Raw genomic sequence first — 20,587 nt, 5'->3', positions numbered from 1 at the left:
GGCCTCGCAATTCGCGGGGCTGTTTCTTTTGGAGATGGTGAATGCCCAGAAATCCATCCACCGGCATTTATTCAAAGCCCGCCGGCACGACGCCATCTGTCGGTCAGATCATCGACCCGGCGCCGTGGAACCAGTTGACTTCCGACCTCGGCAACGAGATCACCAACTCTCTGCCTCGTGACGGCTCGGCGCCGATGGTCGCGCCACTCAAAGCTGCAAGCGGCACGGCTTCGGCGCCAGGCTTCGGCTTCGCTTCGAATCCTCAGACCGGCGTCTATCTCAAGGGCAGCGGTCTGCTTGGCTTCACGCAGAACGGCGTTGATGTCACCTTTGAGAAAGGCATGGTCTACGCGGCTAAAGCAGGCGATTACACTGCGCTTGCGTCAGATGACAATGCCGTTCATCGCTTTACGGCCAGCGCCACGCTCACACTGACCGCAGCGGCAACACTTGGCGCCAACTGGCACTATGTCGTCCTGGCGGATGGCGGCGACGTGACGATTGATCCGAGCGGTTCAGAAACAATCGACGGCGCATCAACACTGATCGTGAGGAATGGCTATTCAGCTACGATCTATTGCACCGGTTCGGCGTTCTTTACCGATAAGCTGATCGCGAGGCTCGATGCAAAGGCCGATGCCTCGGCTGTGGGGAGCTTCGTGATCGGCGGCATTCTGTCAAACAACGCGGGGACCCCGAATACACATATAGACATAGCAGCCGGCTCCTTTCGGTCTGGCTCGGCTTTTGTCTCAAGCGGTTCGACGCTCACGAAGAGACTCGATGCTTCATGGGCTGCTGGCTCGGGGAATGGGGGGCTTGATACAGGCACAAAGGCCGCAAACACGACCTACCGCATTTGGCCCTTGCGCAAGACCGCGGATGGTACGGCCGATTTCGTCTTTTCCATTTCCACCAGCTCCGGCGGCGTCACGGTCCCAGCGGGCTACACGGTTGTAGCTCCCAATGGCCTGGACATCGGAATGATCCTCACCGACAGCGCCGGCAACATCATTCGCTTCGTGCAAGACGGCAACTATTTCCGATGGAATGTCAGCTCATTCCCAAATGACCTGTCCACAACCGCCAACCGGACCACATCTTTATTGACGTGTACGCTGCCGACAGGTCGGCGAGTGCTGGGGCTATTCCAGACGTTCATAAGCACCAACGCAACTGGCACAGATGTCATCATGGAAATCGCTGATGGCCTCAATGCAAATGTCACCCAATTCATCGAGAACTACGGATCGAATGGTAGCTCGCGCCTTCGAGCTGTTGTTGAGCAATTCACCAATACCTCAGCGCAGGTGAATGTTGGACTGATCCTGTCTCCCGCGCCGGCAGCAAATGCCAACACGTTCCAAACGGTTGGCTGGCGTGACTACCAGATCCCTCGCATCGGAGCATAAAGCCATGTTTATCCGAAGAGAAAACGGTCATATCGTCGCCGCGTCAGACAACCGGCAGGCAGATATTTCTGAAGAAATTGCCGATGATGATGGCGAGCTCCTCGCCTTCCTCAGTCCGTTGGCCGTCATCACGTCAGTGTCGTCGCGCCAGTTCAAGCTGCAGCTCCTGTCGGCGGGCTTGCTCGATGCCGTCGACGACTGGGTGGCGCAACAGTCTCGAGAGGTGCGGATTGCGTACGAGTTTTCCGGAACGTTCGTCAAAGACAGCCCGATGATGACCGCCGGGTTTGTCGCAATGGGATTCACGGCGCCGCAAATCGACGAGTTCTTCGCAGCGGCTGCGCAACTGTGACAGCGTCGATCCTCCGCTATCTCGCCTACTTGCCGGCGAACCTCGCGTTCGTGCTGCTGTCCTATCTGCTGGCGCCTGGACTCGCGGCGCTGTCACTTTTAACGGGTCCGCGGCTCCCCGGCGTTCTGCAATGGTTCTCTACGCTGGACGCTGATCTTGACGGTGGTGTGGCGCAACGGGTGAGGGGTTACGAAGATGCCCTCACAGGCGCGCGTCTCTGGTGGCAGCGGACGTGCTGGATCTGTCGCAATCCCGCCCATGGCTGGCAATCGCGGCTCCTCGGCGTGCCAGCGGCCGGGACGGTCATCATTAAACAGCAGATCACCGTATCTCCTAAAAATCAGTGGTACGTCATGGAGACGGCCAAGGGCGTCCGGTTCTTCTGCTTCAAGCGTGATCAGCCGCTCATCGGCGGCTTCTACCTCAAGCTCTGGTTCGGCTGGGTGAACAAGGCCTACGACGGCCGCAACCACCATTACGCTTTCCAGATCGGCCCGAAGCGCCGGTCGTAACGATCACCCTCACAATTTGGAGCATGCCCAATGGCGCGACAAGTCAACGCCACGACCGAAACTGCGCTCAAGCAGTGGGAGTTCTTCATTCCTTTCGTATATGACGATGCTGATCCCAAGCCTGGCCTGAAGAAGACGCGGCTGCGGCCGGGGATGAAGATCCGCGGCACGGCGACGCAAGGCTACGGCCATACCGGGCCGGCCGTTTATCCGGGTGCCCCCGACATCTCCGAAGACCAGGCGCTCGTCTGGCTCCGCAGTGACCTCGATCCCTGCGAGCGCGCCGTTGCAACATCGGTGAAGGTCGATCTGACCGATAACCAGTTCGGCGCCCTCGTCATGTTCGCCTTCAATGCCGGTATCGGAGCCTTCAAGTCGTCGACGCTGCTGAAGAAACTGAACGCCGGCAACTACGCCGCCGTGCCTGGCGAGTTGGCAAAGTGGAACAAGACGACGATCGACGGCAAGAAGGTCGTCAGCAACGGCCTGGTGAACCGTAGGGCGGCAGAGGCCGGTTTGTGGGCCAAGGGCGGCTATATTCAATCCAGCGGCACGCCAGCGCTGCCGCAGCGCGCCCCTCTTATCAACGGCAAGGTCGTCAGCACGATCACCGCTGTCTCGTCTACGGGAGCGCTCCAGTTCGTCCCCCATGATGGACCGCTCGCCTATGCGCTTGCCGGTGTGCTCGTCCTCGCCTGCATCGCTGGTATCGGCCTGTATGTCTGGGATCGGGTGAAAAACTGATGGAAGTCATCAGCAGGTTCATCCCCGACAGTCTCAAACTCCCGGCCGTCCTGGCGCTCGGGCTCGTCCTCGGCGCCGCCGCAGCTTTCTACCCGGTCAAATGGATCGGTGCTCGCGACGAGCGTCAGGCTCAGCAGATCAAGGCGGCCAAGGAAGCGCTCGATCGCATCAACACCCTGGAGAAGAACAATGCGAATTTCAGGAATCTTCCTGCTTTCGAGCGTTGCCGCGTGTTCATGCGCGATAGCGGGCTGCCAGCAGACCAATGCGATCAACGGTAGCGGCTACCAGTTTACCCGCTTCTCCGATCCCAAGACGGCTTTCCTGGCTTCGCAAGATCCGACCGCCGGGCCAGCCATCGCTTCCAACAATCAGCAATGCCGTCAGGATACGGCCTGCCGCAAGTAGCAACAAATGCGAGGCAAGACACGATGACGAGCGCACAGGGCGACCGGCAGGCTGCAGTTCGCAGTTTCACCGGCACATCACTTAGCTACGAAGGCGACTGGTCGGCGCTCTTTGATATGGTGGGAATCCCGAATGTTGGCGGCTTCAATGGGCGTCTTCTGGCATGGATCAACTATGCGCTGGGGACAAGCTACACCGAACTGAACGGCGCTATGGCCGCATATGCCGCATCAGCTGGTGTTGCCAACTGGTCGAGCATGAACACGCTTCCAAGTGGAGCCGGACATCCGACATGGGTTCCTGATCCCAATCGGTACATGCCGGCGGCGACCGGCACACGCTGGCCCACAGGCAGCACAACGACGCCTTGGACCTATCAGACGGGGCTAAACTACCAGTGCTCCAAGCTGTTCTTTGGTTCACCGGACTATCCGACGAATGATTTTCTTATCCCATTTGTCGGCTTTGCGCTGACCGAAGGTGGGAACGCGCCGCAAGAAACGCAGTCGCCCAACGCCGATATGCTGATTGATGAAGTGTTCTTCATCCATCCAGATGGCACGGAATACCCGATCTTGTTCAGCGGTGTTGCTGCCGCGACGGTCACCGCGGCGACCGGCATTGTTTACGGTCAAGTCACGCTGCCCTCGGCTCTGCCGGCCTGGTCTATCTTCGGCGTTCGCACCGTCTATCACGGCACGGTCGGGAATACCTTTGCCGCCGCCTATCGCTGCCAGCGCCACCGGGGAGAGAAATATTGGGGCGCGGCCGACCTGACGTCTATTCGCGCCCTGGCGGCGGCCAATGGGCCTTCTACGGCGGCGCTCGACAGTGATACGCTTTACAACACGGTCGGTAACGCCACCAACTCTCAGCAGATGGCCTACGGCCCTTGCATGGTCCTTGCAAAGGGATGGGACGGCCGGCCGGTTCCTCTGGTCCTGGCCGACAGCTTGCTTGAACGGCAGGAGATTGCCGCTTCTGCGGACGAGCGGCGCAATTTGGGTGTCGGCCGGCGCTGGCTCGACCAACGCGATTCTGCGCAGGGTAGCATTATCCCGCTGGTAATGGGTGTGCCAGGCTCAAAGTCGGCGCAAGAGCTGGCAACCAATGCACTCAAGCGTTGGGACATGATCGACGCTATCGCCACGACGTTCAACGGTGGCAAACCGATATGGACATTTGTCCTTGACTGGTCAGGTCGAAACGACACTAACGCCACCGTAGCGTCGACCTGGGCGGCCGCCAAGACAGCTCTTCCCGGAACGCGCGTGCGCGGACGTTACGGCGCTGGAACGCATATCGTCGGCGTGACCATGTGGCCTACCGTTGGCTCGGGTGACTCCGGGAGAACCGTGGCGGCGTATACCGTGACAGCACAATGGAGCACGGTGTTGGCAGCGGCAAATGCGCTTGTGCTGGCGAGCGCGGCTTACAACAAGACCATAGACGTGTTCCCGGCGTTTATGTCGGACGTTGATCCGACTAAACCGCCCGCCGCTGAGACCTTCCCTTTGGGTAATATAACAGGGCATCCAGGCAACCAAGACGGCGTAACGACCTGGGACACCATGCGGGTTCCCTCAAGCATACCGCAGGGCGCGCGCGTCATGTTTGAATACCAGCCCGGATTATTTACAAGCCGGACGCTGGTCGAGAAAAAGACCGACTATGGCGACGGCACGGCTGATTTCAGGGTCGCCGAAGTCCTTGCTACCAACGTGCAGGATAATGCGTTGCTGATGGGGCATGCCTACACGGCGGCGGACTTCATTCACCCCGCGCTCTATCATGTCCTCAGAACCGTGAGCCGGATCCCGCAATCCGAGAAGCTGAAATTCTACCCCTAAACCAGAGGCATAAGCATGAACCCATCCGACTTCGACCCGCGCCTGCACCAGCAGATGGGAGAACTCCTCGCAGAGGTCCGCAATCTCCGGGATGCTTTCCGGCAATCGGAAATCAAATCCGACACGAGCCGGTCGCAGATGCACGGAAGGCTTGATCAGCTTGTCGACAGGGTCGGGAAGGTGGAAGGCAATGTCGCTGCGGTTCAGGAGGATATTTCAGAAATGCGGCCGGTGACCGATGACGTGCGCAGATGGAAGCTGATGGGTCTCGGCGCTCTCGGGATTGTCGGGGTGGGCGGCACTGCACTTGGTGTCAGCCTTGCCGGCGTATTTGATCAGGTGATGAAATATTTGCACCGGTAGGGCAGGGATCAAAACAGCCGCGATTCTGAGAGAGGTAGGTCGCAGCAGTAAGTATCCCACGATTCATTCCGAAAGCCGTTGAAGTCGGGCTGATGGTGGACAATATATGCGTTAATTGAGCGCATGCCACGCGCAAGACACGGGTATTACCCAGATGTGTAGCTTGACAACAAGCCGTCTACTTGCGACACGAAGTTGTGGGAGGAGCAACATTATCGTTCAACGAACGTTAAGATCCTATGGCGATAATGTGCCCGTGAACGGGGTTTAGATCCTATGGATGTTTTGGCAAAATTTGTGAACCTTGCTTTCTTGGCATGGGTAAGCATTTCGGTTGCACTCGTCGGGTTGAACGCGGCGCTGATCATTCTTCGCCGTCGTCACGAAAGCGAACGAGCGACGCGGCTTGCGCGGTCTCTCAACCCCTACATCTCCTATCTGCGTATGGGCGGCAAGTCTGCGCGCGATATGCGGGATTCGAGACACGCATAGGGTGACAAGCATATCTCTTCCTTTGATTGGCGAGTTGTCTACCTTTAGTATGGGGTTTCTTGGCAGCATTTTCGTCGAAATCGGCGCCGCCTGGAAGTCCACTCAGGATCTGGATGGCCGATGCCCAGAGCGCTACAAGCAGCCTTTTTATTTGTGTATCCGGCTGCTGATGGCGCTAGCCGCGGGCGCCATCCCGACGTTCCTAGAGGCTGCAAATCCCACGACTGCTCTTTATATGGGCGCGAGCGCTCCATTGTTCCTCGATCGCCTCGGACGTGGTGTTGACCCCACCAACGCGATAACCAAGGGCGCTGGAGCAGTTGCGGAAAAGTCAGACGGAGAAGTGGAAGATATTGAAGCCTGAAGCAGGGCCCTGAGCCGTTGGCTTAATCGCACCAGTCGTTGCGCTGCTTCGAACTCCAGCTTCGAGCGAATCCTTCCGTAAGCAGCTTCTTCCCGATCTCTTCCCCGTTCATTCGATAGATGTTTACCAGCGGCCGGTGCGATGGCGTCTTGTCGACTGCGCCGCTGAACATCACCCGCAAACCTTTTTCAGCCAGCATCTCTTTCAGCCTGCCCTTGGCGATCAGCGCCAGCTTCCGTTCCTTCATGCACTTCGCGTGCGATCCTACCTCCGGCGTGTCGATGCCGGAGACGAAAGGAACACCTTCCCCCAGCAGTCGCAAGTTCTGCCCGTCGCACTTGACCGTGTCGCCGTCGACGGCCGTCAGCGAGGCGCATAGTATCAATCCAGCAATCATTGAACGGTCGTTCCACCCTCCGCAGCCTCGAGCTTTCGTCTCAGCGCCTGCTCCTGTTCGAAAGATCTATGCGGGAAATGCTCAAAGCACCACCATCGTGTCGCCACGGCGGCCGATGGGCTATTTCCCCAGCTTCCCCAATTATCGCAGTCTTGGTGCTCGCAATAATGGACGTAGAGGTCTGGGGCCCTCGGACACCTGTCGATGTCGCTCATTTGACCTCCTGGAGTTGCCAGCCCGCTTTCGGCTTCGGCCATCCGTTCTTAGCCGCGCGAAAATCAGCTTCAGTTTCGGCTTTTCTCTTGGCTTCCATGGCGCCGGTCGCCCAGACCGTAATCTGCATGCGGCCAGCTCTGAAGACGAAACGGCGCTCGGAGGCGTGCTTGCCGGCGGTATATCCTGCGCGAAAGCAGGCGCGCGCAGTCGACGGGCTCACGCTGTCTCGGAAAGAGCCCGGCTGCGACCGCCACCAGTCGTTAAATGCCACATCGAAGGTAACTTTTGGTTGGGGACGGTCAAGCATATCAGTCTCGCTCGTAGCTCGGGCGCCACCCGCGCGTGATGCCTCGGCCCATAGCGCCTTCGGTCAGCACCAACTGCCAGCGAAGGTGACGTATGTCCGCCAGAAGAGTTTCTATCGCCGCGTGCGCGTCACCTCGGTGATAGGCAAGCACCTCCGCAATCTCATCATCAATCATGGCTTCGCCGATCGGCTGCTCGCGCATATCCGTGCTCCATACTCAGTTTTCAGATTGGCGGCCGCATCGCCGATGTTCTTATTATGTTCTCGCGCGCGGCCGAGTCAATAGCCACCTTACTCAGAGGGCATTAGTGGCGGTGGTCTGTGGAGTAAACAGACGGGCCGTTCGCGAAGCTCTTCGACAAGGCTCTTCAATCAGCCTGTATGTGACGGCGCTTACAGCAACGACCATCAGCAGCAAAAGGGCCAAGCCGGTGTAATTTTCTTCGCGTAGGAATATGTAATCGCGCAGAACCTGAGACATCGTTTGGTAAAAATCAGCGCCTCCGAGCTTGTGCGCCACACCTCGGAAGAAGGACAGCCACCACATCAGCACTAACATGTGAACCATATAGACCGAATACGAAATGCTACCTAGGAAAACGAAGGGTTTCAGTCGGAGAGCTTTGCTGATTAGGCCGCCTTCGGCCGCGAATACGAATATCGAGATAGCAAAGACTAGAGGCGCCGCGAGTGACAGAACGTTGGACCCGGCCGCGCAAAGGAAAATCGCTGACAATCCGACGACTACTATCTCCAGCGTTGTAGCTGTCCAGATATTGCTGGCGATGGCTTCCTGCACTCTGTGTGTGCGGCGATACAAAGCTTGAAGAATGCAGCCGATCGCGAAACCATAGACGCATCGAACGATGCCATTGGTAGAGGTCGCGTCGAGATACTTTCCATTGTTCAGCAGCAAGAGAAAAAGCGGAGCAACTATCGCCGCCACGCAACAAAGGGGGACGAATAGCCGACCGGAAAAGACCACGGCCAGCGCGAAGATGAGGTATGTGTAAAATTCGACGCTGATACTCCAGCTTGGCAAATTCCAAGTCAGTGAATCGATGACATTCAGGCTGTGTATCAATAGGAGGTTGGCTCCAATCGTATCCCAGCTCTGATAGGGTGCCGGGAACCAATCGCCTGTATTCGGGTACACAACCGTGACCTGCAGAAGGATAAACGCAATCAGGACGGCGAGATGGAGTGGGTAGACGCGCCCGAAGCGAAGCCACATGAAACGGCTGACACTATATCCCTCTGAGAGCTTCTTCGAATATGCCGCGCAGATAACGAACCCGCTGAGGACGAAGAAGAAATCAACGAACATATACATCCCGTTGAACAAAGCTATTCCGCTAAGACCTGCAGTCTTCCGGAAATGAAAACAAACAACTGCCAGTGCGGCTATGCCCCTCCAACTGTCCAGCACCACCAGTCGGTCGCTTTCCATCATCCCACGGCTATCCTCTAGTTTGATTCTGGCCGCATATCATGAACGGTCACTAAGAGCCATCCAGCTTCGCCGTATTCCGCAATCCACGTGTGAGCGCCCGTCGGCCCCGCACGTAGGGATTTCAAGTCGTTAATCATTCTTGGTAAATTGCTTTTTAAGTCCTTGCTGCTGAAGTAACGGCATGACAAAGCCGCCTCGCAAGCCTTCAAAGCCGCTGCTCGGTGACGCCGAAGCGCCGATCCGCAGCCGCCCGCGTAAGAAGCGTGACCCAGCTCAGCATCAGCTCACCCTCGACCCGATGCCGGCGCGCATCGATCCGTGCCTTGCGCTGCTGAAGCCGCGGCCGCCGAAGGGTCGGCAATGGGAGTTCGAGGTCAAATGGGATGGCTACCGATTGGCCGTTCACATCGAGCCGAAGGGTGTGAGAATTCTGACGAGTGGCGGTCATGACTGGACAGACCGTTTTCCTGCCATTGCCGCCGCGGCAAAACGCCTTCCCGTCTCAACAGCAATATTGGATGGCGAGGCCGTCGTGTTTGACGAGCTGGGCCGATCGGATTTCGGCAAGCTTCAGCAGTCGCTTGGCGGCAAGGGTGGCAAGCGGACATCGTGGGAATCGGTCCTGATGGCCTTCGATTTGCTCTACCTCGACGGCCACGACCTCACCGGGACAGAGCTCACCGCCCGGCGCCATCTCCTCGAGGGGATAGTGCCGCCCGGCGGGGAGGAGGCCATTCGTCTCTCCGAGGAGATCGAAGCTGATGGAGACACACTCTTCCGGATCGCCTGCGAGCATGGGCTTGAAGGCATTATAGCGAAAGACCGGAACAGCACATATCACGGCGGGCGCGGTGGCGAATGGCAGAAGATCAAATGCATCCAGAGCGGCGGCTTCGCCATCGTCGGCTACCAGAGGTCCAGCTCGGCATTTGGGAATATCCGCGCGCTGCTGCTTGCGGCTCGGAAAGCCGGCCAGTTTGTCTATGTCGGATCGGTCGGAACCGGCTTCAAGGCCAACCAGGCAATGGAGCTTCGCGCTGCGATGGACAAGATCAAGGTGGCAGCGCCAGCGGTGAGATATACCGGCCGGCGCAAGGACCTGATCTGGATCAAACCGAAACTCGTCGCTGAGATCGAATACAGAGCTTGGACACATGACGGGAAGCTGCGCCATCCCTCATATAAGGGACTGAGGGAGGAGCAGGACAATGCCGAAATCTTTCAACTGGAGCCGTAGGCGAGGGTAGGTAGAAGAGCCTCTTTCGCTACCCTTACGCCACCTAAGAAACGCGAATTACCTCGTTGGATAAAAGGAGCAGGAAACTGCCATCTTCAAGGCGCTCCGCGATTTCCCCGTCGTCAGTGACGTAGTCGATCCTTGGGCTTACGGACTGCTGAGACGTCCGTATTTGTTCAATGACAGTGTAATTTCGACCTTCAGCGTTTGAACAGTGGAAACGCTTTGTTTCTACATAGTTCGTCATGTTCATTAGCCTCGGAATTGCGCCTCATAATATTTGGCGACCAGGGCGCAGAGTTCAAGAACATCGATCACCGCCTTCTGCCGGTTATTATTTCCGAGCAGCTGAGGGTGGCCTTTCAAGTATCGTCGTCTTCCATGTCGGCGATGTCTTCGGCCAACGCCACTGCGTGCTCGGACAGAATGGCGGACACATTATCGAGAAGCATCGCCAGGTCAGGGTCACTTTCGAAAAGCTGCTCCTGCTTAGCTTTCAACTTTCCGATATAGAAATTGTGGATGTGCAGTGATCCGGTCATCTGCGCGAGGGTTGGCATGCTAATGCTCCGTTCCAGGTTCGCACTTGGGCGCATCAAGAGTAACGCGGCTCAGGCATTCCCATCAACATCGCCATCTTCGTCCAGCTCGTGCACCGGCAGATAGGTGTTCTTCTCCATCCACTCCCGGACGATGAACCGGACGGTATCGTTGCGCGTCTTGCCGAACTCGCCCGATAAATCCCGAAGCGCTTCTTCAACGTCGTCGTCGAAGGCGATCGATCCGGAGTTGCGCAACAGCAGCGCGGCGCGGCGGAGCATGATCTGAAGATCCGCTCGGGAGATATCGGCGATCCGATCGGCGGCGTCTTCGAGGAGGGTGGCGGCGTCGGGCTTGGTCATAACACGCCAGAACTCCTATAAAATGTCACTGCTCGTATCGTTTTCAGCTTTGAAAAGTCCGCTCTTCGATGGAGGCGCCTGGTATTCATTCATCGCGTGCTCAAGGCAGGACTGAGCTGCGAGGAACGTCGTGTATGGACGTGTTGTTCTAAAGCCCTCGATTTCGCCAGAAAAGAAACCGGCTTTCATCACCGTCTTCTGATCACTTGCCGAATCTGTCATCACGAAATCGAGATACTCGTTCCAGGCGAAGTGTCCGTGGCTGGCCGGGAACTTGAATTTATACATCTCCGCTTTGTAGAAGCGGGTCATCCTTGTTTTCCAGAACAGCCAGTACGCCATCCAGAATTTCAGGAGCCCCAGGATGCCTATCGCTAGTGGCAGGATCCATAAAACCGCAAGTGTAAATAGGAATGGTAGGAACGGCTGCTGATCGTTCGACAATGTGGCTATTGAAGCAATCGCCAAGTCGACGCAGATATAAAACAGCCAAACAACAAAAGTGCGCAAATCCCCCTCCGACCCGCTATCCTGCGCAGGTGTTTATACCGTCACGAACGATAAGCTCCCATTTCGGCCCTAACGTTTCGCGTGCCGAGAGCGCATTGTGGCTCCCCGGCTCACCTTCCTTGAACATGCGGACAGCGAGATCCTGATTGTGCCCGCCTGTCACGAATGTCGGGCCTGGGTTGTAGACGGTATTGCCGCTGTAATACCCGGTATTTCCGTACATCGTTGCTGTGCCAGTCGTCGTATAGGAACCGGGCATCTGAACAACGCGAGTTGTATCAGCGCCTGCCTGTCCGACGATGATGTAGCGGTCATAGCCGGCCTTGATTGTCTCGATCGCAGCTTGCTTTGCTGCCACCTTCATCGCGCCCGTGTCGCCGCAGATTGGCGCCGCGCGTGTTTTGATGATGACTTCGTTCTGAGCTGTGCGCATCGAGCTTGACGCCGCACACGATGACAGAGCGCCGGCAGCCAGCGCGAGCAATACAGGTAGTTTCATGGATCCGCCCCAACCTCTTTCGCGAGTCCACTGCTTCGGTGCGCCGAGCGATCGAACTCCAGATCGGGCAACCCCTCAGTCGCCCGGTGCAACAATCGCAGAATTCGGTTCCACGTCAAATTGCATCATAATGTATCGTTAACGCACCTCTGGGATGCATGAGGCTCGCGGCCGAGAAGTTTTTCGCCGGGAGACGTCGGCAATACGATCGGCGGCGTCCTCGAGGAGGGTGGCGGCGTCGGGCATCGTTAAGGCATCACTCCCATGCGGGCATCACGGAAAGACGTGCCGCTGAATTCCGTCACCGTTACCCTTCGGCACATATCCGATTGGCGTCCACTGCTCCCCTGGTTCTAGATCGGGCTCCTCAATTTCGACGCCGCTACTTTCGATCAATTGGAAGCAGAATTTCGCGGCACCCTCCTTTGTCCACCATCTGCGAGAAATCTGCACATTATCAGTAGTGATGTCGTATTGTTGGACTTGGTAGACCATGATCTTTGCCATCTAACCCTCGTCGATGCTTGCCTATTCCTGCAGTTTGTCGCCTTCCGTGACACGGTATCACCACTCGCATGGCTTGCAAGATCAGTGCCCATAGAGCCTCATCAGCTGTGGAAATGGTGGAAAACCCTCTTTGTGATTAGCCTTTCCTGTCGTGTGCTTTGAAGGTCGAGCACTAGGAGGTGGGCCATGTCGCTTTCTCATTTTGCGCGAAACGCAGCTTCCGCCGCTCGCGTCAGAAATCGGATCAAGAAGGAGGGATACACCATGAACGGTGATAAGCTCTGGACCGAGGACGAACGAAAGATCATCGAAGATAAATGGCCGAATTTCGATGCCATCAGAAAGGCAATACCTGGCCGATCGAGGATTGCTATCCGCGCGCAGTGCAGAAATATGGGTCTAAGGGAAAAACCGCAGCATATCTGGTCAGCTTCCGAGATTTCAAAGCTTCGCAAGCTTTATCCTGCAGCGACTATTGCGGAAATTTGCGCGACGTTCCCCCATTCGAAATGGGTGAATATTCAGCAAGTTGCTCGGTACCATGGATTTCGCCGGAAAAGGAAGCCATTCAAGCCGACAGGCAATCCGCCGATCGACGGGGTGCTTGCGAAGCTGTTCGAGGCTAATTATTCGCTTTCTGACCTCGATCAGGAGTTCAGAACAAAGGACTATTTTGCGCATCAAAACTGGCGCTACAGGACGCCGGACTACAATCGTTTTGTGAAAGCTATTGAGCTCCTGGAAGGCAAGCTTGTGGTAGAGTGGCCGGGCGATGCAACATGACCTTTGCCGTATGCTGCGGGGATTCCACCTGACCTTCAGTTCGATCTGCCACGTTCCTTGGCTGATCTCATGCGGTCAATTTCTCTTAAGCTTTGCGGGGGCAGCGGATCTAAGTATACGCTTGGCGTTCCTGCGATTTGGGTCGGCTCTATCCAGGGCGCCGCGGTAATCTGCTACAACTGCGCCCTCTGAGAGATTTCTGCGGCAGTGCGCGGCTGCATTATCCAGATTTTCAAATGAATTAAACTTCAGGACAAATTCCAAGATCGAGGTTTCCTTCTCGACAGCGTTCCAAATTTTGCCGTCTGGGAACTTACCGTCGAATTTCATGGAGACCAGATACATGAAGGAAATGTCTTCGAGAGATCTGTCATCTGCAGGCGTTATATCGAACGTCAACGTCAGCTCGCTAACTTGTCTGGTAAATTCAATCATCGTTGCTCCAACAATTAATCCTTGCCAATCATACGGACCCCCGGGCGACCGTGGTTTAGAAATTCAATACCCTCTTCCTCAAGGACGCGTTGAACGACCTGAACGTTTGCTGCACGGCCGGCGATCGGTCGGTTTCCCACACTCTCCATGTTCCGAATCGTGTTGACGTTCAAGCCGGCTTTTTCGGCGAGTTCCTTCTGCTCTATTTCCGCCAGAATCCGTGCGGCTTTTAACTGATTACCGGTCGTAAGCATCAAACCTATCCTTCAAAACGATAAAGCTAGTTATAGCACCTAATTTCTGTTTGACAAAACTAGTTTTGATAACTAGGTTAATAGCGATAGTTAATATCTGAGCTACTGGAGATCGAAGATGCCGAACCCCCCAATTCCGGCAGCCGCCGAAGGCTTGCCTTGCGCTATCCGCCGTACCCTTCTTTTCGGTATCGCCGCCGCGTCGACTGCCGCCGCAATCACTGTTGCGCCTAACGCGCAAGGCGCCGATGTTGTCCAGACCCAATCGCGTGCCGATCGGGCTGAGAACCCGGAACTGGTGACAGCGTACCAAAAATTTGACGCTGCCTGTATGGAACTGAAGAGGGCTCATGATGAGCTGGAGTGGTTGGCGGACGAGTGGCGGCATCAGTGGCCGTTGGCACCGGAGGAGTTACTGCTTGGGGCGAACGCGCAGGACGGTCGGTACCCCGGGCCAGCTGAGCGCGACATCATCGGCCGCTATCTCGTCCGAGATACAAGTGCGTTGACGAAGAGGCTGGCGCCGAAATTCCGCCGGGGAAACCCGAACACGTGCTTCGCCCTTCGCACAGCCGATGAAGAGAGAGAACTCCTGAAAAGGTGGAGCCGATCTACTCCAAAGGGGCGAACCGAAAAGGCTCTGGCGCGCAATCGAGCGTACAGAATCCAGGCCATCAAGGAGTGCGAACTGCGCATCCAACTTGCCGAACGGTACGAGGCGGAGACCTCGCGTCTTCGGAAGGTTTCAGGCGCTGATGCTGCAACGCTGCGTGTGGCCAAAGCTGATACTCGCCTCTTGGCGGCAGCCAATGACGTCTCGCAATGCCAGGCTCGCACTCTGGCCGGCTTAGGGATGAAAGCTGACGCCCTCGCCGTCACTGCAGCCGCGCTCATCAAGGCAACGGAATTTGACCCCGGCCCTCTTGGTCAACTCGCTCGGTTCGTCGACTCAGTGGCTGACGTCGCTGGGAGGGCTGCCGTATGAGCCCGCGGGTTCAGGAGCTGCAGCGTGAAATCGTTGAGGCTTGCATAGAGCAATTGATCGGGCTCCTGGATCTCCTCGACGGGGATCCAGATCTCGAAGACAACGGCGACCTGGAACCCTCCATCGGAAGCGCGCCGCTGTATGTCGGCAATCATTGCCTCTATGACCTTGAGTCTGATGATGCTGACGATGAGGACGGAGGCGACGCCGAGGAAACGCTTGGCTGGTCCAATCCTTCGGGCTCATGCGCCCCCATCCGGGACGCAGCCGAACAATTGATGGCGCCCATCGATAACGAAGAAGGACCGCTTGGCTTCGACGGGACCGGCACCTTGATAGCCAGAACGATGCTGTCTGAGCTAAATCACTCAAGACAACAGCAAGAAACCAAAGGTGGATACCGGTGGGGATTCAAAATTGGAAATCCGCGTTAGCCACATGGAAAATAACGCTTTTTTAGAATGGAATGGTGCCGCTTACGTGACTCGAACACGTGACCCCATCATTACGAATGATGTGCTCTACCGACTGAGCTAAAGCGGCATTTGGCGGCCGAAGCGTGCGGCCCGCGATTTGCATGGCGCTGATACAGGCATTGTCTGAAGATTTCAAGCACCCTGTCATGCCTTTGGCAAAAAAGAGGGGACGGGGTGGAAGACCCTCAGAGCGAGAGGCGGGCGCGGGCGGCCTTGTATTCGGCCTCCAGCCGGTCCACGAGCTTGGCCACCGGCTCCACGGCCTTGACGGCGCCGATGCCCTGGCCGCTGCCCCATATGTCCTTCCAGGCCTTGGCGCCGCCGGTGGCCTGCTCGAAATCCATCTTCGAGGGGTCGGCGACGGGCAGGTTGTCCGGGTCCATGCCGGCGGCGATGATCGAGGGTTTGAGATAGTTGCCGTGCACGCCGGTGAAATAGTTGGAGTACACGATGTCGTTGGCTGCCCCGTCGACGATCGCCTGCTTGTAGGCGGGCGCGGCACGCGCCTCTTGCGTTGCGATGAAGGGCGAGCCGATATAGGCCATGTCGGCCCCCATCGCTTCTGCGGCCAGAATGGCGCCGCCGGTCGCGATTGCGCCGGCAAGCAGCAGTGGCCCGTCGAACCATTCGCGGATTTCCTGGACGAGCGCGAAGGGCGACAGCGTGCCGGCATGGCCGCCGGCGCCTGAAGCCACCGCGATCAGCCCGTCCGCGCCCTTGCGGATCGCCGAATGGGCGTGGCGGTTGTTGATAATGTCGTGCAGCACGATGCCGCCATAGGAATGCACGGCGGCGTTGACCTCGGGCACGGCGCCGAGCGAGGAGATGACGATCGGCACCTTGTATTTGACGCAGAGCGAGAGGTCGTGCTCCAGCCGCTTGTTAGACATGTGGACGATCTGGTTGACGGCAAAGGGTGCGGCCGGCCGTTGCGGATGGGCTGCATCGTGGCGGGCGAGCTCCTCGGTGATCTCGGCCAGCCATTCGTCGAGCTGGCTTTCCGGCCGGGCGTTCAGCGCCGGAAAGGCACCAACGACGCCCGCCTTGCATTGCGCCAGGGTCAGTGCCGGATGCGAGATGATGAAGAGCGGCGAGCCGATCACCGGCAATCTGAGTTTATCCTTGAGGATCGGGGGCAGGGCCATGGTTTACCGCTCGCAATGACGTTTACGAAAACGTCAAATCTCATAACAGAGAAGAAAAGCCGATAAAAGAGCGGCCGCCACGCCTTCGTCGATTTCGCGCCGATATATCAGGCAGAGATGGCGGGCAAGGTAAGCCCCGGGAGCCGCGAAAGCTGGCGATTATCGCCGCCGATCAGCGGCGGGCGGGGCTGCAAGGCTTGCGGTTTGCCGCGCTTGCCGCTACCGAATTTTGATGGAGAACGGCGGGGACGGCAGTCCGATGCCGGGTTCGAAGTGAAGGACTTGACGTGAGCGGATTAGAAACGGCCATCAGAACAGCGCTCGAAAATGCCGATCGCGACAATCCGGAGGTTCGAGCGAGGATCTACCAATCGGCCCGCCAGGCGCTGGAAGCCGGCCTGCGCAAGCAGGATATCACCGATGCCGATGCCGTCGCCCATCACCGCCATCGCCTGGAAACCACCATCCACGCCATCGAAAGCGAGGAGCGCGACCGGCTTCACCCGCGCCAGAGACCGCCTGAAGTGCCTGTGCCGCCCGTCGTCGAAATGCCGCCGGCTCGCCGTGGCGATGTGGCCGATATCGACAGCCTGATCGACAGCCCGGTGGCGGCAGGCGAGACCCGCGCGCCCGAAGTGATCATGCACCGCAGCGACGAGTCGAGGCTCGACGATGTGCATGCGAGCAATGCCGATCACCTCTCCGCCGCCCCGGTCGGCGACGAGCGGCTCGCGCGCGGCCAGCGCGCCGCCAACATGGATTTCCGTCCGGAGCGGGCGGCCGGCCGCCGCAAGCCTCGCAAGTTCTTCTCGAGGCTTCTCGTCTGGTGTGTGCTGCTCGCCTTCATCGGCATCGGCGCCTGGTGGGCCTATACGTCGGGCCTGCTCCTGACGGCGGCCGAGCGCGACACCAGCGTCGCCAATCCGCCGGCCAGCACCCAGCCGGAGGATTTCACCGGCAATGACGACAGCGCCGATAATGCGGCCGCCCACACCGATCAGCCGGTGACCATCGATCCGCAGAATAGTTTTTCGGCCGATTGGATCCCGGTGTTCAAGCCGGACGAGGTCGACAAGATCAAAAGCGGCCCGCGGGCGCGCACCGAAAAGATCACTGAGAATGACGGGCCGGCCGTGCGCCTGATTTCCGAAAGCGGTGCGGCTGACGGCAATATTTCGGTCAGTGTTCCCGCCTCTGTACTGCAGCAGCTCGCCGGCAAATCCTCAACCATCGCGCTGACGCTGCAATCGACCACCGATGAGCCGACCCAGGTGACGGTCGAATGCAATTTCCAGTCGCTCGGCAATTGCGCCCGCCATCGCTTCAGCGTCACCCGCGAAAAGTCGGATGCGCTGCTGCAGGTGAGCTTCGACCGCTCGCTGGCGCCGAATTCGCCCGGTACGCTTGTCATCAACAGCGATCTCGACGGCAAGGCGCGCGGCATCAACTTGTTCGCGATCCGCATCCTGCCGGGGCAGTGACGTCTCTTTCCAGCGGCCTGCGGCCTATTTCAGGAATCCGGGACCGGAGCCGATGATCTCCTCGTCGATCTCGCCGAGTGCCGCTTTGTCCTTGCCGTCATAGTCCATCCTGTCGAGCATGTGACGAATGAGCTGCAGACGCGCACGCCGCTTGTCATTGGCGCGGATGACGGTCCATGGCGCGAAATCAGTATGGGTTTCCTTGAGCATGCGGTCGCGCTTTTCGCTGTAATCGCCCCATTTCGTCAGCGCCGCGACATCCATCGATGACAGCTTCCAGACTTTCAGCGGATCGTGCCTGCGATCATGGAAACGCTTGAGCTGCATCTCCCGGCCGATATCGAGATAAAACTTGAAGAAGAAGATACCCTCATGGGCAATGATCTTTTCGAGCTGCGGCGCCTGCTTGAGGAAACCTTCATATTGCTGCGGCGTGCAGAAGCCCATGACCGGTTCGACGCCGGCGCGGTTGTACCAGGAGCGGTCGAACAGCACGAATTCGCCTGCGGTCGGGAATTGCGCGACATAACGCTGGAAATACCATTGCCCCTGCTCGCGCTCGGTCGGCTTGGCGAGCGCGACGACGCGCGCAAGGCGCGGGTTCATATGCGCCGACGAGGCCGAAATGGCGCCGCCCTTGCCGGCCGCGTCGCGCCCCTCGAACAGCGCCATCACCCGCTTGCCGGTCGCCTGAAGCCAGAACTGCACCTTGACGAGTTCCACCTGCAGTTTTTCCAGCTGCTCCAGATAGTCCTCCTCGTTGAGTTTCTTCTTGTAGGGAAACCCGCCGGACTCGAGGGCGTTTTCCTCCACCCAGTCCGGCAGGACCGGATCATCGACGTCGAAGATGCGTTTCTTGCCGCGGATATCGAGCTCCACCGCCCTGCTTTCGACAGTCTCGCCCATATGCTCCTCCTGCGCTGGTGGTCCTCTTGCCGTAGGCGAACATATTTGCCGTTGAAAATCAAATCTTTCGCTTTTGGCCGGTGATTTTTCCCGAGCCTGCGCTGAAGTCTTTCGCTTGACCGGCGCCAGCCGAAAACTTCTGTCATGAATTGCCGCTATCAGGCAGAGTTCAATATAGAGAAAACGAATCGACGCCTCGAGGCCCACTTGCAAGACGAAACCCCCTGGAGAAAAAGCCTGCTGGCGCGCATCCGGCGCGAACGTCCGGTGCTGCTTGCGGCCATCCTCAGCGCGCTTGCCGCCCTTGCCGCCGGGATGAACAAGTGGGTGGTGCTCGCTCTCCTGCTCGTCATGATCTTGACCGCGCTGTTCAAGGAGGCGCCTGTCGTCAAGGCGGAACCCGTCGAGCCGGCGGCAGCGGAGCCGCAAGTACCGCCAAGCCGCCTGCCTGACGTTTCCGCCACACTTGCCGGGCTCGATATTCCCGCCATGGTGCTGTCGGACGACGCCTCGGTGCTGTTCCAGAACCCTGCCGCCGAAAAGGCCTTCGGTGAGGTGGCGCTCGGCGCGCATATATCGGCCCGGCTGCGCTCGCCCGGCGTGCTCGACATGGTGCGCGAGACTATCGCCACCAACGCGCCGAACCAGATCGAGCATGCCGAGCGGCTGCCGTCCGAGCGCGTCTATATCGTCCGCAGCGCGCCTGTCGAATTCCAGGCCGAGGGCCAGCGGGAGCGGTTTTTCATCCTGTCCTTCCGCGATATATCTGAGGTCCGCCGCATCGACCGCATGCGGTCGGATTTCGTCGCCAATGCCAGCCATGAGCTGCGCACGCCGCTTGCTTCATTGCGCGGCTTCATCGAAACCATTCAGGGGCCGGCGAAGAACGATCAGAAGGCGCAGGCGCAGTTTCTGGGCATCATGCTCGATCAAGCGACGCGCATGAGCAGGCTGGTCGATGATCTGTTGTCGCTCTCCCGCCTGGAGTTGAAATCGCACATCGCGCCGGACGAGAAGGTTGACCTTGTGCCGCTGCTCGGCCATGTCCGCGACTCGCTGGTGCCGCTCGCCAGGGATGTCGGCGTCGACATCAACCTGCATCTGCCCGACGGCCAGGTGGAGGTGCTGGGGGATCGCGACGAGCTTGTCCAGGTCTTCGAGAACCTGATCGAGAATGCCTGCAAATATGGTCAGGAAGGCAAGATCGTCGACGTCTGGCTGAAGAACGGCGCCGGCGCCCCGGTGGAGGTCAGCATCATCGACAAGGGTCCGGGCATCCCGGCCGAGCACGTGCCGCGTCTGACGGAGCGCTTCTACCGCGTCAGCATCGAGGACAGCCGCTCGAAGAAAGGCACCGGCCTCGGCCTTGCCATCGTCAAACATATCCTCACCCGCCACCGCGCCCGGCTGATCGTCAAGTCCGAGGTAGGCAAGGGCACCGATTTTACGGTGCGGTTCTAGCGTGGTACGCGACGCGAGCGATAAGCGATGCGTACCGCGGATGAACGACCGGGTTGATGATCGACATTTTGGACCGGGATGATACCTGACAGTTTTCATTCTGTCGTGTGTGCTGCTTTAGGCCTCATCGGCCCGG

28 protein-coding genes and 1 tRNA gene are annotated in these 20,587 nt (G+C 58.3%); 14 read left to right on the top strand and 15 right to left on the bottom strand.

Going from position 1 to position 20,587, the window contains the following annotated elements; genetic code table 11:
• The first annotated feature begins 41 nt into the window (after window positions 1-41).
• The 8 genes from FHT70_RS25575 to FHT70_RS25540 all read left to right on the top strand — a co-directional run bounded on the left by FHT70_RS25575 (window position 42) and on the right by FHT70_RS25540 (window position 6,497).
• On the top strand, window positions 42-1,412 hold the full coding sequence (locus FHT70_RS25575) for a hypothetical protein (protein ID WP_183705694.1): 1,371 nt from the start codon (window positions 42-44) through the stop codon (window positions 1,410-1,412).
• A gap of 4 nt (window positions 1,413-1,416) precedes the next feature.
• Window positions 1,417-1,764 carry a hypothetical protein gene (locus FHT70_RS25570; protein WP_246721974.1) on the top strand — a complete coding sequence of 116 codons (348 nt, stop codon included), beginning with the start codon at window positions 1,417-1,419 and terminating at the stop codon, window positions 1,762-1,764.
• On the top strand, window positions 1,761-2,276 hold the full coding sequence (locus tag FHT70_RS25565; RefSeq protein ID WP_348649566.1) for a hypothetical protein: 516 nt from the start codon (window positions 1,761-1,763) through the stop codon (window positions 2,274-2,276). The genes FHT70_RS25570 and FHT70_RS25565 overlap by 4 nt, the downstream gene beginning before the upstream one ends.
• A gap of 30 nt (window positions 2,277-2,306) precedes the next feature.
• On the top strand, window positions 2,307-3,020 hold the full coding sequence (locus tag FHT70_RS25560; protein WP_183705692.1) for a lysozyme: 714 nt from the start codon (window positions 2,307-2,309) through the stop codon (window positions 3,018-3,020).
• Window positions 3,020-3,301 (top strand): hypothetical protein, encoded by a 282-nt coding sequence (locus FHT70_RS25555; protein ID WP_183705690.1) that lies wholly within the window; start codon window positions 3,020-3,022, stop codon window positions 3,299-3,301. The genes FHT70_RS25560 and FHT70_RS25555 overlap by 1 nt, the downstream gene beginning before the upstream one ends.
• A gap of 384 nt (window positions 3,302-3,685) precedes the next feature.
• Window positions 3,686-5,278 (top strand): hypothetical protein, encoded by a 1,593-nt coding sequence (locus FHT70_RS25550; protein ID WP_183705775.1) that lies wholly within the window; start codon window positions 3,686-3,688, stop codon window positions 5,276-5,278.
• A 15-nt stretch (window positions 5,279-5,293) separates the two neighbouring features.
• Complete coding sequence (locus FHT70_RS25545) at window positions 5,294-5,641, top strand: DUF1515 family protein (RefSeq protein WP_183705688.1); 348 nt, start codon at window positions 5,294-5,296, stop codon at window positions 5,639-5,641.
• A gap of 493 nt (window positions 5,642-6,134) precedes the next feature.
• Window positions 6,135-6,497, top strand: coding sequence for a hypothetical protein (locus FHT70_RS25540; RefSeq protein WP_183705686.1), 363 nt, complete (start codon window positions 6,135-6,137; stop codon window positions 6,495-6,497).
• A 22-nt stretch (window positions 6,498-6,519) separates the two neighbouring features.
• Here the strand turns inward: FHT70_RS25540 and FHT70_RS25535 are convergent, their stop codons facing one another.
• The 5 genes from FHT70_RS25535 to FHT70_RS25520 form a co-directional block, all read right to left on the bottom strand.
• Complete coding sequence (locus tag FHT70_RS25535; RefSeq protein WP_183705684.1) at window positions 6,520-6,894, bottom strand: thermonuclease family protein; 375 nt, start codon at window positions 6,892-6,894, stop codon at window positions 6,520-6,522.
• Window positions 6,891-7,109: a hypothetical protein gene (locus tag FHT70_RS30495; RefSeq protein WP_246721970.1), complete on the bottom strand. Its 219-nt coding sequence runs from the start codon at window positions 7,107-7,109 to the stop codon at window positions 6,891-6,893. Before FHT70_RS30495 ends, FHT70_RS25535 begins: the two co-directional genes overlap by 4 nt.
• Window positions 7,106-7,417, bottom strand: a complete 312-nt coding sequence (locus tag FHT70_RS25530; protein WP_183705677.1) for a hypothetical protein — start codon at window positions 7,415-7,417, stop codon at window positions 7,106-7,108. Before FHT70_RS25530 ends, FHT70_RS30495 begins: the two co-directional genes overlap by 4 nt.
• A gap of 1 nt (window position 7,418) precedes the next feature.
• Entirely contained in the window at window positions 7,419-7,619 is a 201-nt protein-coding gene (locus FHT70_RS25525) for a hypothetical protein (RefSeq protein WP_183705675.1), read from the bottom strand.
• Between the two features lie 93 nt (window positions 7,620-7,712).
• Window positions 7,713-8,870 carry an acyltransferase gene (locus FHT70_RS25520; RefSeq protein WP_183705673.1) on the bottom strand — a complete coding sequence of 386 codons (1,158 nt, stop codon included), beginning with the start codon at window positions 8,868-8,870 and terminating at the stop codon, window positions 7,713-7,715.
• A gap of 181 nt (window positions 8,871-9,051) precedes the next feature.
• Between FHT70_RS25520 and ligD the strand changes: the two genes are divergently transcribed.
• Window positions 9,052-10,107: a non-homologous end-joining DNA ligase gene (gene ligD, locus FHT70_RS25515; protein WP_183705666.1), complete on the top strand. Its 1,056-nt coding sequence runs from the start codon at window positions 9,052-9,054 to the stop codon at window positions 10,105-10,107.
• A 362-nt stretch (window positions 10,108-10,469) separates the two neighbouring features.
• On the opposite strand, the gene FHT70_RS25510 is transcribed toward ligD, so the two are convergent.
• From FHT70_RS25510 to FHT70_RS25490, 5 genes are all read right to left on the bottom strand, one after another.
• Window positions 10,470-10,667, bottom strand: coding sequence for a hypothetical protein (locus FHT70_RS25510; protein ID WP_183705664.1), 198 nt, complete (start codon window positions 10,665-10,667; stop codon window positions 10,470-10,472).
• A gap of 51 nt (window positions 10,668-10,718) precedes the next feature.
• Window positions 10,719-11,009, bottom strand: coding sequence for a CopG family transcriptional regulator (locus FHT70_RS25505; protein WP_183705662.1), 291 nt, complete (start codon window positions 11,007-11,009; stop codon window positions 10,719-10,721).
• Between the two features lie 15 nt (window positions 11,010-11,024).
• Window positions 11,025-11,519 carry a hypothetical protein gene (locus FHT70_RS25500; protein WP_183705660.1) on the bottom strand — a complete coding sequence of 165 codons (495 nt, stop codon included), beginning with the start codon at window positions 11,517-11,519 and terminating at the stop codon, window positions 11,025-11,027.
• A 16-nt stretch (window positions 11,520-11,535) separates the two neighbouring features.
• The gene (locus FHT70_RS25495) at window positions 11,536-12,018 is read right to left on the bottom strand and encodes a hypothetical protein (RefSeq protein ID WP_183705658.1); all 483 of its coding nucleotides are present in this window, start codon (window positions 12,016-12,018) and stop codon (window positions 11,536-11,538) included.
• A 273-nt stretch (window positions 12,019-12,291) separates the two neighbouring features.
• The gene (locus tag FHT70_RS25490; RefSeq protein ID WP_183705655.1) at window positions 12,292-12,525 is read right to left on the bottom strand and encodes a hypothetical protein; all 234 of its coding nucleotides are present in this window, start codon (window positions 12,523-12,525) and stop codon (window positions 12,292-12,294) included.
• A 186-nt stretch (window positions 12,526-12,711) separates the two neighbouring features.
• Between FHT70_RS25490 and FHT70_RS25485 the strand changes: the two genes are divergently transcribed.
• The gene (locus tag FHT70_RS25485) at window positions 12,712-13,308 is read left to right on the top strand and encodes a hypothetical protein (protein ID WP_183705653.1); all 597 of its coding nucleotides are present in this window, start codon (window positions 12,712-12,714) and stop codon (window positions 13,306-13,308) included.
• 75 nt (window positions 13,309-13,383) lie between these two features.
• Here the strand turns inward: FHT70_RS25485 and FHT70_RS25480 are convergent, their stop codons facing one another.
• Both FHT70_RS25480 and FHT70_RS25475 read right to left on the bottom strand, forming a co-directional pair.
• Window positions 13,384-13,743, bottom strand: a complete 360-nt coding sequence (locus tag FHT70_RS25480) for a hypothetical protein (RefSeq protein ID WP_183705651.1) — start codon at window positions 13,741-13,743, stop codon at window positions 13,384-13,386.
• Between the two features lie 14 nt (window positions 13,744-13,757).
• On the bottom strand, window positions 13,758-13,997 hold the full coding sequence (locus tag FHT70_RS25475; RefSeq protein WP_183705649.1) for a helix-turn-helix transcriptional regulator: 240 nt from the start codon (window positions 13,995-13,997) through the stop codon (window positions 13,758-13,760).
• Window positions 13,998-14,115: 118 nt separating this feature from the next.
• On the opposite strand from FHT70_RS25475, the gene FHT70_RS25470 reads away from it, so the two are divergent.
• Window positions 14,116-14,982, top strand: a complete 867-nt coding sequence (locus tag FHT70_RS25470) for a hypothetical protein (protein ID WP_183705647.1) — start codon at window positions 14,116-14,118, stop codon at window positions 14,980-14,982.
• Window positions 14,979-15,416, top strand: a complete 438-nt coding sequence (locus tag FHT70_RS25465; protein ID WP_183705645.1) for a hypothetical protein — start codon at window positions 14,979-14,981, stop codon at window positions 15,414-15,416. The genes FHT70_RS25470 and FHT70_RS25465 overlap by 4 nt, the downstream gene beginning before the upstream one ends.
• Window positions 15,417-15,449: 33 nt before the next feature.
• Here FHT70_RS25465 and FHT70_RS25460 read toward each other — a convergent pair.
• A tRNA-Thr gene (locus FHT70_RS25460) sits at window positions 15,450-15,525 on the bottom strand.
• Between the two features lie 118 nt (window positions 15,526-15,643).
• Window positions 15,644-16,603, bottom strand: coding sequence for a nitronate monooxygenase family protein (locus FHT70_RS25455; protein WP_183705643.1), 960 nt, complete (start codon window positions 16,601-16,603; stop codon window positions 15,644-15,646).
• A gap of 287 nt (window positions 16,604-16,890) precedes the next feature.
• On the opposite strand from FHT70_RS25455, the gene FHT70_RS25450 reads away from it, so the two are divergent.
• Window positions 16,891-18,084, top strand: a complete 1,194-nt coding sequence (locus FHT70_RS25450) for a regulator (protein ID WP_183705641.1) — start codon at window positions 16,891-16,893, stop codon at window positions 18,082-18,084.
• 24 nt (window positions 18,085-18,108) lie between these two features.
• Here FHT70_RS25450 and ppk2 read toward each other — a convergent pair whose 3' ends face one another.
• Window positions 18,109-18,990, bottom strand: a complete 882-nt coding sequence (gene ppk2 / locus FHT70_RS25445) for a polyphosphate kinase 2 (protein WP_183705639.1) — start codon at window positions 18,988-18,990, stop codon at window positions 18,109-18,111.
• 240 nt (window positions 18,991-19,230) lie between these two features.
• On the opposite strand from ppk2, the gene phoR reads away from it, so the two are divergent.
• Complete coding sequence (gene phoR / locus FHT70_RS25440; RefSeq protein ID WP_097601847.1) at window positions 19,231-20,451, top strand: phosphate regulon sensor histidine kinase PhoR; 1,221 nt, start codon at window positions 19,231-19,233, stop codon at window positions 20,449-20,451.
• Window positions 20,452-20,587: the final 136 nt, after the last annotated feature.

This window comes from Rhizobium sp. BK049, assembly GCF_014193135.1.
Taxonomy (GTDB): Bacteria; Pseudomonadota; Alphaproteobacteria; order Rhizobiales; family Rhizobiaceae; genus Rhizobium.
This window is presented reverse-complemented; position numbering and strand designations above follow the sequence as displayed.

Bases quoted from the DNA above. Each gene is read 5' to 3' on its own strand.
- FHT70_RS25505 (WP_183705662.1), bottom strand. From the start codon at position 11,009: ATGACCAAGCCCGACGCCGCCACCCTCCTCGAAGACGCCGCCGATCGG.
- FHT70_RS25530 (WP_183705677.1), bottom strand. From the start codon at position 7,417: ATGCTTGACCGTCCCCAACCAAAAGTTACCTTCGATGTGGCATTTAAC.
- FHT70_RS25455 (WP_183705643.1), bottom strand. From the start codon at position 16,603: ATGGCCCTGCCCCCGATCCTCAAGGATAAACTCAGATTGCCGGTGATC.
- FHT70_RS25535 (WP_183705684.1), bottom strand. From the start codon at position 6,894: ATGATTGCTGGATTGATACTATGCGCCTCGCTGACGGCCGTCGACGGC.
- FHT70_RS25560 (WP_183705692.1), top strand. From the start codon at position 2,307: ATGGCGCGACAAGTCAACGCCACGACCGAAACTGCGCTCAAGCAGTGG.
- FHT70_RS25485 (WP_183705653.1), top strand. From the start codon at position 12,712: ATGTCGCTTTCTCATTTTGCGCGAAACGCAGCTTCCGCCGCTCGCGTC.
- FHT70_RS25525 (WP_183705675.1), bottom strand. From the start codon at position 7,619: ATGCGCGAGCAGCCGATCGGCGAAGCCATGATTGATGATGAGATTGCG.
- FHT70_RS25465 (WP_183705645.1), top strand. From the start codon at position 14,979: ATGAGCCCGCGGGTTCAGGAGCTGCAGCGTGAAATCGTTGAGGCTTGC.
- FHT70_RS25545 (WP_183705688.1), top strand. From the start codon at position 5,294: ATGAACCCATCCGACTTCGACCCGCGCCTGCACCAGCAGATGGGAGAA.
- FHT70_RS25570 (WP_246721974.1), top strand. From the start codon at position 1,417: ATGTTTATCCGAAGAGAAAACGGTCATATCGTCGCCGCGTCAGACAAC.
- FHT70_RS25470 (WP_183705647.1), top strand. From the start codon at position 14,116: ATGCCGAACCCCCCAATTCCGGCAGCCGCCGAAGGCTTGCCTTGCGCT.
- FHT70_RS25575 (WP_183705694.1), top strand. From the start codon at position 42: ATGCCCAGAAATCCATCCACCGGCATTTATTCAAAGCCCGCCGGCACG.
- FHT70_RS25555 (WP_183705690.1), top strand. From the start codon at position 3,020: ATGGAAGTCATCAGCAGGTTCATCCCCGACAGTCTCAAACTCCCGGCC.
- FHT70_RS25550 (WP_183705775.1), top strand. From the start codon at position 3,686: ATGAACACGCTTCCAAGTGGAGCCGGACATCCGACATGGGTTCCTGAT.
- FHT70_RS25520 (WP_183705673.1), bottom strand. From the start codon at position 8,870: ATGATGGAAAGCGACCGACTGGTGGTGCTGGACAGTTGGAGGGGCATA.
- FHT70_RS25480 (WP_183705651.1), bottom strand. From the start codon at position 13,743: ATGATTGAATTTACCAGACAAGTTAGCGAGCTGACGTTGACGTTCGAT.
- ligD (WP_183705666.1), top strand. From the start codon at position 9,052: ATGACAAAGCCGCCTCGCAAGCCTTCAAAGCCGCTGCTCGGTGACGCC.
- FHT70_RS25475 (WP_183705649.1), bottom strand. From the start codon at position 13,997: ATGCTTACGACCGGTAATCAGTTAAAAGCCGCACGGATTCTGGCGGAA.
- FHT70_RS25510 (WP_183705664.1), bottom strand. From the start codon at position 10,667: ATGCCAACCCTCGCGCAGATGACCGGATCACTGCACATCCACAATTTC.
- FHT70_RS30495 (WP_246721970.1), bottom strand. From the start codon at position 7,109: ATGAGCGACATCGACAGGTGTCCGAGGGCCCCAGACCTCTACGTCCAT.
- ppk2 (WP_183705639.1), bottom strand. From the start codon at position 18,990: ATGGGCGAGACTGTCGAAAGCAGGGCGGTGGAGCTCGATATCCGCGGC.
- FHT70_RS25495 (WP_183705658.1), bottom strand. From the start codon at position 12,018: ATGAAACTACCTGTATTGCTCGCGCTGGCTGCCGGCGCTCTGTCATCG.
- FHT70_RS25490 (WP_183705655.1), bottom strand. From the start codon at position 12,525: ATGGCAAAGATCATGGTCTACCAAGTCCAACAATACGACATCACTACT.